General features: G+C 71.8%; 11 protein-coding genes. 5 read left to right on the forward strand and 6 right to left on the reverse strand.

What is annotated here, in order from left to right:
- Positions 1 to 202: 202 nt before the first annotated feature.
- A complete protein-coding gene (locus ACFV7Q_RS01455; protein ID WP_385422342.1) occupies positions 203 to 991 on the forward strand; it encodes a ferritin-like domain-containing protein in 789 nt (262 codons plus the stop codon).
- A gap of 12 nt (positions 992 to 1,003) precedes the next feature.
- Here the strand turns inward: ACFV7Q_RS01455 and corA are convergent, their stop codons facing one another.
- Positions 1,004 to 1,996, reverse strand: a complete 993-nt coding sequence (corA, locus tag ACFV7Q_RS01460) for a magnesium/cobalt transporter CorA (RefSeq protein WP_385422452.1) — start codon at positions 1,994 to 1,996, stop codon at positions 1,004 to 1,006.
- An 80-nt stretch (positions 1,997 to 2,076) separates the two neighbouring features.
- Between corA and ACFV7Q_RS01465 the strand changes: the two genes are divergently transcribed.
- The 4 genes from ACFV7Q_RS01465 to mshC all read left to right on the forward strand — a co-directional run bounded on the left by ACFV7Q_RS01465 (position 2,077) and on the right by mshC (position 5,651).
- On the forward strand, positions 2,077 to 2,814 hold the full coding sequence (locus ACFV7Q_RS01465) for a histidine phosphatase family protein (protein WP_385422344.1): 738 nt from the start codon (positions 2,077 to 2,079) through the stop codon (positions 2,812 to 2,814).
- A 77-nt stretch (positions 2,815 to 2,891) separates the two neighbouring features.
- Positions 2,892 to 3,482 (forward strand): DUF3090 domain-containing protein, encoded by a 591-nt coding sequence (locus tag ACFV7Q_RS01470; RefSeq protein WP_385422346.1) that lies wholly within the window; start codon positions 2,892 to 2,894, stop codon positions 3,480 to 3,482.
- Positions 3,446 to 4,312, forward strand: a complete 867-nt coding sequence (locus ACFV7Q_RS01475; protein ID WP_385422348.1) for an SCO1664 family protein — start codon at positions 3,446 to 3,448, stop codon at positions 4,310 to 4,312. The genes ACFV7Q_RS01470 and ACFV7Q_RS01475 overlap by 37 nt, the downstream gene beginning before the upstream one ends.
- Positions 4,313 to 4,421: 109 nt before the next feature.
- Positions 4,422 to 5,651 (forward strand): cysteine--1-D-myo-inosityl 2-amino-2-deoxy-alpha-D-glucopyranoside ligase, encoded by a 1,230-nt coding sequence (mshC, locus tag ACFV7Q_RS01480; protein ID WP_385422349.1) that lies wholly within the window; start codon positions 4,422 to 4,424, stop codon positions 5,649 to 5,651.
- Positions 5,652 to 5,999: 348 nt separating this feature from the next.
- Here the strand turns inward: mshC and ACFV7Q_RS01485 are convergent, their stop codons facing one another.
- The 5 genes from ACFV7Q_RS01485 to ACFV7Q_RS01505 form a co-directional block, all read right to left on the reverse strand.
- Entirely contained in the window at positions 6,000 to 7,016 is a 1,017-nt protein-coding gene (locus tag ACFV7Q_RS01485) for a PAC2 family protein (protein ID WP_385422351.1), read from the reverse strand.
- Positions 7,017 to 7,142: 126 nt separating this feature from the next.
- The gene (locus ACFV7Q_RS01490) at positions 7,143 to 8,750 is read right to left on the reverse strand and encodes an FAD-dependent oxidoreductase (protein ID WP_385422353.1); all 1,608 of its coding nucleotides are present in this window, start codon (positions 8,748 to 8,750) and stop codon (positions 7,143 to 7,145) included.
- 38 nt (positions 8,751 to 8,788) lie between these two features.
- Positions 8,789 to 10,315, reverse strand: coding sequence for a glycerol kinase GlpK (glpK, locus tag ACFV7Q_RS01495; RefSeq protein WP_385422355.1), 1,527 nt, complete (start codon positions 10,313 to 10,315; stop codon positions 8,789 to 8,791).
- A 79-nt stretch (positions 10,316 to 10,394) separates the two neighbouring features.
- Positions 10,395 to 11,177 carry an MIP/aquaporin family protein gene (locus tag ACFV7Q_RS01500; RefSeq protein WP_385422357.1) on the reverse strand — a complete coding sequence of 261 codons (783 nt, stop codon included), beginning with the start codon at positions 11,175 to 11,177 and terminating at the stop codon, positions 10,395 to 10,397.
- A gap of 317 nt (positions 11,178 to 11,494) precedes the next feature.
- A complete protein-coding gene (locus ACFV7Q_RS01505) occupies positions 11,495 to 12,262 on the reverse strand; it encodes an IclR family transcriptional regulator (protein ID WP_385422359.1) in 768 nt (255 codons plus the stop codon).
- Positions 12,263 to 12,433: the final 171 nt, after the last annotated feature.

Here is a 12,433-nt window from a genome sequence, read left to right on the forward strand (position 1 = left end):
ACCGACCCGGGGGACGCCCGGGGTGTGGAGTCCGCGGCCGTGGTGGGGGCTCGGGGGTCTTCCCCGCCACGGCCGACACAGTCATCAACGCGCGCGGCGCCCGACGGGTTACGCCCCCGATTCACCCGTGTGCGTCGTTCATTCGGCCGAGTAGTGCGACCTATCGGTTGCCCGGCCGCCGGATCGGCCGTTGACTCGATGCATGCTCTCTGCCCGCAGCCTGTTCCAGGAGATCGTCGACGACGACGACTCCTTCCAGCTGTTCTGCTCCATCGCCGCCAGCGGGGAGGCCCAGGGCGGCTGGGAGAACGCCCGGATCGCGGCCCTGGTGCCCGACAGCATGCGCGCCCTCGCCCCCAAGATCAGCAGGCACGGGGCCGACGAGGACAAGCACGGCCGGATCTTCCGGGCACTGCTGCACAAGCGCGGCCTGCCCGCCGTCCCCGTACCGCCCGAGACCGACTACACGATGCTGCTGGAGCAGCGCGGCATCGGCCTCGCGCACACCAAGCTGCGCGCCCAGGAGCAGCTGACGGAGGAGGACGTCGTCGTCTACCTCGCGCACAGCCGGGTCACCGAACAGCGCGCAGCCGACCAGATGCAGATGCTCGTCAAGCACTTCGGCGAGCACCCCGTGGTCGGCAAGGCCATCCGCATGATCAGCCACGACGAGGACAACCACCTCTCCTACTGCCACGAGGAGCTGCTGTCCCTCGCCCGCCGTGGACACGGACGGACCATCCAGCGGGTGCTGCGCGAGAGCGCCCTCGCCGAGATCGCCGTCCACCGGGACGTCAGCCTCGCCGTCATGGCGCACATGGGCCGACTGCTGCACTGGCCCGCCCCCAAGTCGGCCGCGCTCGCCGCCGGCATCCGGGGGACGTACGCGTACGAGCGGTTCGCCGGCTGGCACCGCATGATCAGCCTGCGCGTGCCGGAGCGGCGCAACGCCCTCGGCGGGGCGCCCGCCACGGCCCCCGAGTTCGCGTAGCGCGGCCCCGGGCTACAACCAGCCGCGGGTCTTGAACAGCCGGTGCAGGCCGAGACAGGCCGCCACCATCAGGATCAGCACCGCCGGGTAGCCCCAGCCCTGCCGCAGCTCCGGCATGTGGTCGAAGTTCATGCCGTAGACCCCCACGATCAGCGTAGGAACGGCCACTATCGCCGCCCAGGCCGAAATCTTGCGCATGTCGTCCTGCTGCCGGACGCCCATCTGCGCCAAGTGCGCCGCCAGCGCGTCCGACAGCAGCCGGTCCAGGCCCTCGACGTACTCGTTAGCCTTGGTCAGGTGGTCGGCGACGTCACGGAAGAACGGCCGGGCCCGCTCGTGCACGAAGGGCACGCTCCCCGCGGCGAGCCGGTCCATCGGCTGCAGCAGCGGACTCGTCGCCCGCCGGAACTCCAGCACCTGGCGCTTGAAGAAGTAGATCCGGGCCGCGGTGTTCCGTGCGTCCGGAGCCACCGGCGCGAACACCTCGGCCTCCAGCTCCTCCAGATCCCCCTGGAGCTCGGCCGCCACCTCGATGTAGTGGTCCACCACACCGTCGGCGACCGCGTACAACACCGCCGTCGGGCCGTGCCGCAGCACGTCCTGCTCGTGCTCCAGCCGCCGCCGCACCCCGGTGAGCGGCGCCCCCTCCCCGTGCCGGACCGTGACCACGAACGAGTCACCGATGAACACCATCACCTCGCCCGTGGCCACCGTGTCCGTGGCGTCGTCGTACACCACCTGCTTGAGGACCACGAACAGCGAGTCGTCGTACACCTCCACCTTCGGGCGCTGGTGGGCCGTCAGGGCGTCCTCCACCGCCAGCCGGTGCAGCCTGAACTCCCGACTGACGTGCTCGAACTCCTCCTCCGTCGGCTCGTACATACCGATCCAGAGGAAGGCGTCGCCCGACGCCCGTGCCTCGTCGAGGGCATCCGAGAGGTCCTCCCGGGCGGCCGCGCGGCGGCCGTTCCGGTACATCGCGCAGTCGACAATCACGCGGGGAATTGTCCCGCGCGGACGCCCCCCTCGCACCCGGGCGCCCCGCCCCGTCCTCTTCCCGCACGCCAGGGCCTACCCTTGGCGCCATGGCCACGCTGATCCTCGTACGACACGGGCGGTCCACCGCCAACACCGCAGGGCTGCTCGCCGGATGGACGCCCGGCGTGGCCCTCGACGAACGCGGTGCGGAGCAGGCCGCGGCCCTTCCCGCACGGCTCGACGCCGTGCCGATCGCCGCCGCCGTCACCAGCCCCCTCCAGCGCTGCCGGGAGACCCTCGCACCGCTGCTCGCCGCGCGCCCGGAGCTGCCGCTGCACACCGACGAGCGGATCGGCGAATGCCACTACGGCGACTGGTCCAACCGCAAACTCGCCGAACTCGCCGAAGAACCCCTGATGAAGATCGTGCAACACCACCCGTCGGCCGCGGCCTTCCCCGGCGGGGAATCGCTGCGCGCGATGCAGACGCGCGCCGTGGACGCCGTACGCGAATGGAACGCCCGCATCGAGGAGGAGCACGGCGGCGACGCCGTCTTCCTGATGTGCTCGCACGGCGACGTCATCAAGGCCCTGGTGGCGGACGCCCTCGGCATGCACCTGGACCTCTTCCAGCGCCTCCACGTCGACCCCTGCTCGGTCACCGCCGTCCGCTACACGCCCACCCGGCCCTTCCTGCTCCGGCTCGGCGACACCGGCGACTTCGGCTCGCTCGCCCCGCGCCCCGCCCGCGTACCGGACGCGGCGGCAGCCGACACGGAGACCTTCGAGGCGGCCACCGAGGACGGCGGGAACGCGGTCGTGGGCGGCGGCGCGGGAGCGGCGTGATCGAACGGCGCAGTAGGGTGGATGGGCCAACACATGGGCGCCGCCCCGCCCCTGCCGCCGAGACTTGGAGACTGGACGTGCCCCGTCAGGTGTTCCTCTACGACCCGCCGGACCGCTTCGTGGCCGGCACGGTCGGTCTGCCGGGACGCCGTACGTTCTTCCTGCAGGCCTCCGCCGGCCACCGCGTCACCAGCGTCTCCCTGGAGAAGACCCAGGTCGCGGCGCTCGCCGAGCGGATGGACGAACTGCTGGACGAGGTCGTACGGCGCACCGGCGGCAACGCCCCGGTCCCGGCCATGGCCCCCGCCGAGGCCGCGGACACGGCCCCCCTGGACGTCCCCGTCGAGGAGGAGTTCCGCGTCGGGACCATGGCGCTCGCCTGGGACGGCGAGCACCAGCGGATGATCGTCGAGGCCCAGGCGCTGGTGGAACTCGAAGCCGACTCCGAGGAGGACCTCGCCGAGGCGGAGGAGCGGCTGCTCCAGGACGAGGAGAACGGCCCGCCGATGCTGCGGGTCCGCCTCACCGGCGCCCAGGCCCGTGCCTTCGCCAAGCGGGCCCTGGACGTGGTCAACGCCGGCCGGCCGCCGTGCCCGCTGTGCAGCCTCCCGCTCGACCCCGAGGGGCACGTGTGCCCGCGCCAGAACGGCTACCGGCGCCAGGTGTGAACACCACGGGGGAGCGGGAGGTACTGCTCGCCAAGGGCGAGCTGACGGTCGTCGGCCGGATCTCCGGGGCGTCCAACGCCGTACTGCTGTGCACGGTGGAGCACGGGGGCACGAGCATCGACTGCGTGTACAAGCCGGTCAAGGGCGAGCGCCCGCTGTGGGACTTCCCCGACGGCAACCTCGCCCGCCGCGAGGTCGCCGCCTACCTGATCTCCGAGGCCACCGGTTGGGGCCTGGTGCCGCCGACGGTGCTGCGCGACGGCCCGTACGGGGAGGGCATGGTCCAGCAGTGGATCGACTCCGGCGGGGCCGCCGGGACCGGCGGGAGCGGCAGCTCCCCCGACGCCGACGGGCTACTGGCCCTCGTCGACGGCGAGGAAGCGGGGGAGGGCTGGAAGCCGGTCGCCCTCGCCGACACCGGGGAAGGCCGCACCGCACTCCTCGTCCACGCCGACGACCCGAGGCTGCGCCGCCTCGCCGTCCTCGACGCCGTGATCAACAACGGCGACCGCAAGGGCGGCCACCTGCTGGCCGCACCCGACGGCCGCCTGTACGGCATCGACCACGGCGTGACCTTCCACGTCGAGGACAAGCTCCGCACCCTGTTGTGGGGCTGGGCCGGCGAACCGCTGACGGACGAGGCCCGCGGGGTGCTGGCCGACCTGCAGCGGCAGATCGCGGCCGGGGCCCCGCTGGCCACCCGGCTGGCCGAATTGATCACACCTGCCGAGCTGGCCGCCGTACGGGCCCGCGTGGCCCGTCTGCTGCGCACGGGGGAGCACCCCAAGCCCTCCGGGCAGTGGCCGTCGATCCCCTGGCCGCCCGTCTGAACAGGCCGGACCCGGCATGCACGGAACCGACGGGACCGCAAGAGTGCCTATTCGGCCAACAGTGCGGTCCGGTTCGTTCGCGGAACAGGCGTCCGGTTAGGCTCGACACATGCATGCCTGGCCCGCTTCTGAGGTCCCCGCCCTGCCCGGCAAGGGCCGCGACCTCCAGATCCACGACACCGCGACCCAGGGGAAGATCACCCTCGACCCCGGGCCCGTCGCCCGCATCTACGTCTGCGGCATCACGCCGTACGACGCGACCCACATCGGTCACGCGGCGACCTACAACGCGTTCGACCTCGTGCAGCGCGTGTGGCTCGACACCAAGCGGCAGGTTCACTACGTGCAGAACGTCACGGACGTCGACGACCCCCTCCTGGAGCGGGCCCTGCGCGACGGCCACGACTGGACCGAGCTCGCGGAGCGCGAGACGGCACTGTTCCGCGAGGACATGACCGCCCTACGGATCCTGCCCCCACAGCACTACATCGGCGCCGTCGAAGCCATACCGGGCATCGTGCCGCTGGTGGAGCGGCTGCGGGACGCGGGCGCGGCGTACGAGCTCGACGGCGACATCTACTTCTCCGTGGAGTCCGACACGCACTTCGGCGGCGTGTCGAACCTCGACGCGCAGGCCATGCGCCTGCTGTCCGCGGAGCGCGGCGGGGACCCGGACCGCCCGGGCAAGAAGAACCCGCTGGACCCGATGCTGTGGATGGCCGCCCGCGACGGCGAGCCCAGCTGGGACGGCGCCTCCCTCGGCCGGGGCCGCCCCGGCTGGCACATCGAGTGCGTGGCCATCGCCCTGGACCACCTGGGCATGGGCTTCGACATCCAGGGCGGTGGCTCCGACCTGGCGTTCCCGCACCACGAGATGGGCGCCTCGCACGCACAGGTCCTGACCGGCGAGTTCCCGATGGCCAAGGCCTACGTCCACGCGGGCATGGTCGCCCTGCACGGCGAGAAGATGTCGAAGTCCAAGGGCAACCTGGTCTTCGTCTCCGCCCTGCGGCGGGCCGGCGTGGACCCGGCGGCGATCCGCCTGGCCCTGCTCGCGCACCACTACCGCGCGGACTGGGAGTGGACGGACGACGTCCTCCCGGAGGCGGAGGCCCGCCTGGCGCGCTGGCGCGCGGCCGTGTCCCGCCCGGACGGCCTGCCGGCCGACGCACTGGTCGAGGAGGTCCGCGAGGCCCTCGCGAACGACCTGGACGCCCCGGCCGCCCTCGCGGCCGTCGACCGCTGGGTGGAGGCCCAGAACGCCTCCGACGGCACCGACACCGCCGCGCCGGGCCTGGTCACCCGCACGGTGGACGCCCTGCTGGGCGTAGCCCTCTAACCCCCGCCCCCGCCACGGGCGGCTCGGCCCTGCCGACGCCCGGCGGGAGCGCACGCACCCGGAAGGCCGGGGCCGCCGCACCACCGGCACCCCGGCCTCCGGCCTCCCACGCCGCGGGGAGTGATGCCCCCCATCCAGCCCGCGCGGCACTTGAGCGCATCGGGGGTCCGTGGGCGGTACCCGCCGGTGGATCCAGCCCGCGCGGCACTTGAGCGCATCGGGGGTCCGAGGGGCGGAGCCCCCGGTTTCGGGAAAGGGGCGGGTAGGGGAACGGCTCCGCGCAGCGGCACAGCCCCCCGCACCGGCCCCGGGATACCCGGGGCGGCACCCCGACGGCGCCCCGCAGGGCTACGGCTGCGGCGGCTCCGCCGATCCGGGGGTGTCGTCCCCCGGATCCTGGCCGGGCCCGGCCTCCGGCTCCGGCTCCGGGTCCACGGCCCGCCGCGGCGGCCGCGTCCGCCCGGACGACGTGTCCCGCAGGTACGACCCGTCACCGCCGGCCCCGGCACCCCCCGGCTCCGCCCCGGGATCACGCCTCCGCAGGTACCGCTCGAACTCCCGCGCGATGGCGTCCCCGGACGCCTCCGGCAGGTCCGCGGTGTCCCGCGCCTCCTCCAGCGTCTGGACGTACTCCGCGACTTCGCTGTCCTCCGCGGCGAGTTGGTCGACCCCCAGCTGCCAGGCCCGCGCGTCCTCGGGGAGTTCGCCCAGCGGGATCCGCAGGTCGAGGAGGTCCTCCAGACGGTTCAGCAGGGCGAGCGTCGCCTTCGGGTTCGGCGGCTGGGACACGTAGTGGGGGACTGCCGCCCACAGGGACACGGCGGGGACCCCGGCATGGGTGCAGGCCTCCTGCAGGATGCCCACGATGCCGGTGGGGCCCTCGTACTTGGTCTCCTCCAGGTGCATCGTCCGCGCCAGGTCGGGGTCGGAGGTGACCCCGCTGACCGGCACCGGGCGGGTGTGCGGGGTGTCGCCGAGGAGTGCGCCGAGGATGACGACCATTTCGACGCCCAGTTCGTGGGCGAAGCCGAGGAGTTCGTTGCAGAACGACCGCCACCGCATCGACGGCTCGATGCCCCGTACGAGCACGAGGTCGCGCGGGTTGGCGCCGCCGATCCGTACGACGGACAGCCGCGTCGTCGGCCAGGTGATCTTCCGTACCCCGTTGTCCAGCCACACCGTCGGCCGGTTGACCTGGAAGTCGTAGTAGTCCTCGGCGTCGAGCGCCGCGAAGACCTCTCCCTTCCACTCCCGGTCCAGGTGCGCGACCGCACCGGAGGCCGCGTCACCCGCGTCGTTCCAGCCCTCGAACGCGGCCACCATGACCGGGTCGATCAGCTCGGGCACGCCCTCAAGCTCGATCACCCAGGTCTCCTTCCCAAGTTCCTTGTGTACGTGGGCCAGCCTAAGCCTTGTGGGGACGGCGGCCACAGCCCACGACAGAGGGGCGGTTCCCCTCGGAACCGCCCCTCTTCCCCACCTTGCCGGAGGCTATGCCTTGCGGCCCAGCATCTCCTCGACGCGGCTGCGGACCGCGTCGTCGTCGAGACCGCGGATGGTGACCGTGGTGCGGCGGCGCAGCACGTCGTCGACGGTCTCGGCCCACTCGAAGTCGCGGGCGTAGGCGACCTGCGCCCAGATCTCCGGGCCGTCCGGGTGGATCCGCTCGGCCAGCGCCGGGTCCTCGTTGGCCATGCGGGCGATGTCGAAGGCCAGCGAACCGTAGTGGGAGGCCAGGTGGCGGGCGGTCAGCGGGTCCATGCGGGCGCCGGGCTCGCGGTCCACCAGCAGGCGGTGCGCGACCGCGTTCGGGTTGGCGACGCCGGGCAGCGGGACACGGCGGACCAGCGACTTCACCGGTTCCATGTCATCGGTCAGCGGGCGGCCCGGGAGCTTCGCCAGCTTGTCCATGACCACCCGGCCGATGTGGCGGTAGGTGGTCCACTTGCCGCCGGCCACGGACAGCATGCCGCCGGCACCCTCGGTGACGACGGTTTCGCGCTTGGCCTTCTCGACGCCGCCGGGGCCGCCGGGCAGCACGCGCAGGCCGGCGAAGGCGTACGTCATCAGGGATCGGTCGAGGTCGGCGTCCTTCACGGAGAAGGCGGCCTCGTCCAGGATCTGCTGGATGTCCTTCTCGGTGGCGCGCACGTCCGCCGGGTCGCCCTCGTACACCTCGTCGGTGGTGCCCAGCAGCAGCTGGTCCTCCCACGGCAGGGCGAAGGTGATGCGGTACTTGTCGATCGGGGTGGCCATGGCGGCCTTCCACGGCGACTTGCGCTTCATGACGATGTGCGCGCCCTTGGACAGGCGGATCGACGGCAGCGCGTGCTTGTCCTCCATGCGCCGCAGGTGGTCCACCCACGGGCCGGTGGCGTTGAGCACGACGCGGGCGTCGACGCCGAACTCGGTGCCGTCGAGGCGGTCCTTGAGCTCGGCGCCGGAGACCCGGCCGCGCGTCGTGCGCAGGCCGGTGACTTCGGCGTGGTTGAGGACGACCGCACCGGACTCGACGGCCGCGCGGACCGTCATGACGGCGACGCGGGAGTCGTTCATCTGGTGGTCGTAGTAGACCGCGACGGCCTTGAGGTTGTCGGTCTTCAGGCCGGGGTTGTCGGCGACGGCACGGGCCGGGGATATGACCTTGCCCATGCCGTCGCCGAAGGCCGAGAGGGCGGAGTAGGCGAAGACGCCCGCGCCCAGCTTGGCCGCACCCACCGGACCGCCCTTGTAGACCGGCAGGTAGAAGGTGAGCGGGTTGACCAGGTGCGGGGCCACGTCCTTGGCCAGCACCCGCCGCTCGTGGTGGTTCTCGGCCACCAGCTTGACCGCGCCGGTCTGCAGGTAGCGCAGCCCGCCGTGGACGAGCTTGGAGGAGGCGGAGGAGGTGGCGCCGGCGAAGTCGCCGGCGTCCACCATGGCCACCCGCAGACCCGACTGCGCGGCGTGCCAGGCCACCGAGGTGCCCAGGATTCCGCCGCCGATGACCAGCAGGTCGTACGTGGCCTTCGACAGCTGCTCGCGGGTCTCGGCGCGGCCCGGGTTCGAGCCGGCGGTCGGGTGCGTTCCCAGGGCGGGGACGCTCTGCAGGGTGCTCATGTTTCTTCAGCTCCTCATCGGTTCGTCGGCTGGTGCGGTCAGCCGGCGTTTTCCTCGTCGATCCAGCCCATGGACCGCTCGACGGCCTTGAGCCAGTTCTTGTACTCGCGGTCCCGCTGCTCGGCGGGCATCCGCGGGGTCCACTCGGCCGCGCGGCGCCAGTTGGCGCGCAGGGCGTCGGTGTCCGGCCAGAAGCCGACGGCCAGGCCGGCGGCGTAGGCGGCGCCGAGGCAGGTGGTCTCGGCGACCATCGGACGGACCACGGGGGCGTCCAGGAAGTCCGAGAGCGTCTGCATCAGCAGGTTGTTGGAGGTCATGCCGCCGTCGACCTTGAGGGCCGTCAGCTCGACGCCGGAGTCCTTGGTCATGGCGTCGGTGATCTCGCGGGTCTGCCAGGCGGTGGCCTCCAGGACGGCACGGGCGATGTGCGCCTTGGTGACGTACCGGGTGAGGCCGGCGATCACACCGCGGGCGTCGGAGCGCCAGTACGGGGCGAACAGGCCGGAGAAGGCGGGCACGAAGTAGGCGCCGCCGTTGTCCTCGACGGACAGGGCCAGGGTCTCGATCTCGGCAGCGGACTTGATCAGGCCCATCTGGTCGCGCATCCACTGGACGAGCGAGCCGGTGACGGCGATGGAGCCCTCCAGGGCGTAGACCGGCTTCTGGTCGCCGATCTGGTAGCCGACCGTGGTCAGCAGGCCGCTGTAGGAGTTGATGACCTTGTCGCCGGTGTTCATCAGCATGAACGTTCCGGTGCCGTAGGTGGACTTGGCCTCGCCCTCGGCGAAGCAGGTCTGGCCGAACAGGGCGGCCTGCTGGTCGCCGAGTGCGGAGGCGACCGGGACGCCGGCGAGGACGCCGTCCTTGACGTGGCCGTAGACCTCGGCGGAGGACTTGATCTCGGGGAGGACCTTCAGCGGGACGTCCATGGACTCCGCGATGCGCTCGTCCCAGGCGAGGGTGTGCAGGTTCATGAGCATGGTGCGGGAGGCGTTGGTGACGTCGGTGACGTGAACGCCGCCCTCGGTGCCGCCGGTCAGGTTCCAGATGACCCAGGAGTCCATGGTGCCGAAGAGGATGTCGCCGGCCTCGGCGCGCTCCCGCAGGCCCTCGACGTTGTCGAGCAGCCAGCGGACCTTCGGGCCCGCGAAGTACGAGGCGAGCGGCAGGCCCGTCTCGCGGCGGAAGCGGTCCTGGCCGACGTTGCGGCCGAGCTCCTTGCACAGGGCGTCGGTGCGGGTGTCCTGCCAGACCAGCGCGTTGTGCACCGGCTCGCCGGTGTGCTTGTCCCACAGGACGGTGGTCTCGCGCTGGTTGGTGATGCCGATCGCCTTGACGTCGGCGGCGGTGATCTCGGCCTTGGCGATGGCGCCGGCGACGACCTCCTGGACGTTGGTCCAGATCTCCGTGGCGTCGTGCTCCACCCAGCCCGGCTTCGGGAAGATCTGCTCGTGCTCCTTCTGGTCGACGGCGACGATGCGGCCGTCGCGGTCGAAGACGATGCAGCGGGAGGATGTGGTGCCCTGGTCGATGGCGGCGATGAACGGGCCGGTGCTGCTGGTCATGTGGCTGCTCCTGGCAGGTCTATGAGGAGTGCGGAATCAGGTGGGCGGTGCGGATCTTACGAGCGCGGGGCCGTGCTGATCAGGCGAACGCGACGTTGTACAGACCGCCGGCGATGACGGCGCCGACGAGCGGGCCGACCACCGGGATCCAGGAGTAACCCCAGTCGGAGCCGCCCTTGTTGGGCAGCGGCAGCAGGGCGTGGACGATACGCGGACCGAGGTCGCGGACCGGGTTGATGGCGTAGCCGGTCGGGCCGCCGAGGGAGAGGCCGATGCCGACGACGACGAAGGAGGTGATCAGGACGCCGATGACGCCGAGACCCTTGCCGTCGTCCTGCAGGCCCTGGGTCAGGATCGCCAGGACCAGGACGGCCGTGCCGATGACCTCGGTGGCCAGGTTCTGGACCACGTTGCGGATCTCGGGGCCGGTGGAGAAGATCCCGAGCACCGGGCCGGCCACGTCGTGCGGGTGGGGGTCCTCCGGGCCGAGCTTGGCGTCACGGATGTGCTCCGGGTCCGCGAGGTGGACCTGGAACTGGCCGTAGTAGGTGACCCACATGAGGACCGCGCCGAGCATGGCGCCGAGGAGCTGGCCGGCGAAGTAGACGGGAGCGTCGCTCCAATCGCCGTTCTTGACTGCGAGGCCGACGGTGACCGCCGGGTTGAGGTGTGCACCGGAGAGCGGGGCGGAGACGTAGGCGGCGATCAGTACGGCGAAACCCCAGCCGAAGGTGATCGAGAGCCAGCCTGCGTTGCGGGCCTTGGAGCTCTTGAGGGTCACGGCGGCGCAGACACCACCGCCGAGCAGGGTGAGCAGGGCGGTACCGATGGTCTCGCCGAGGAAGATGTCGGAGCTGGACACCCGCGACTCCTTTGTCTTACGTCCAGGGGTGCGCGGACGCGGGGTCCCGTCCCGCGGTCCGTGCACTCGGTGAGTGGTTCACCGGTCCTTGGCCTTGCCACACCCTAGCGCGTATTGCCGGTAGGTGTTCGACAATGCCGACCGATGAACGGCAGTTTTTCGCCCAGGTGAAGAACGCGTCAAGGGTTGGCCAGGCCAATGTGTCGGATCGTTACCACGCAGTGCGATCGACCAAAACAGGCCATCCGGTGGCCGTAATGGGGCGACAAAGCAGCAGAAAGCGGCCACCAAGTGGCCGGAACCCCATGGATCGAAGGCTAGAACCGGCCCGCACCGAGGTCGCGGGAAACGGCCCGCGCGCAGTCGCGCACGGAGGCCACCAGCGCCGCACGCGGCTCGCCGGACTCCCCGCAGACCCGCTCCACCGCGCCGGCCACCGCCACCGCGCCCACCGGCATCCGGCGCCGGTCGTGGATGGGCGCGGCCACCGAGGCGATGCCCTCCCAGGTCTCCTCGACGTCCGCGGCCCACCCGCGCGCCCGAATCAGGTCCAGCAGGTCCTCGAAGCCCGCGCGGTCGGTCACCGTGCGCGGCGTGAACGCCTCCCGCTCGGCCTCCAGGGCCTCGGTGTGGGCCACCGGGTCGTACGCCGACAGGACCTTGCCCAGCGCCGTCGAGTGCAGCGGCTGCATGGCCCCCACCTCCAGCACCTGGCGACTGTCGTCGGGTCGGAAGACGTGGTGCATGATCAGCACCCCGCTCTGGTGCAGCACGCCCACGTACACGCTCTCGCCGCTCGCGCGGGCCAGGTCGTCGGTCCACACCAGCGCGCGGGCGCGCAGCTCGTGCACGTCCAGATAGCTGTTGCCGAGGCGCAGCAGCTCCGCGCCCAGCTGGTAGCGGCCGGAAGCCTGGTCCTGCTCGACGAAGCCCTCGGCCTGGAGCGTGCGCAGGATCCCGTGGGCCGTGCCCTTGGCCAGCCCCAGGGCGCTCGCGATGTCCGAGAGGCCGAGGCGGCGCTCACCGCCGGCAAGGAGCCGCAGCATCGCAGCGGCTCGTTCGAGCGACTGGATGTTCCGTGCCATGGTGCGCAGCCTCCTGCTGACGTAGTTCGACAATGCTGAACACTATCGGCCCATGTCGACCTTGCGCACGGTTGGCCATATGTTCAAGCCGAAGCCGCCCGGGCCACACCCGGCCGACCCCTACGCGCACAGGATGCAGTCCGCCACGTGGGACGCCCTCACCGGGGTTGC

Origin of the sequence: Streptomyces sp. NPDC059851 (assembly GCF_042732005.1) — a bacterium.
GTDB lineage: Bacteria > Actinomycetota > Actinomycetes > Streptomycetales > Streptomycetaceae > Streptomyces.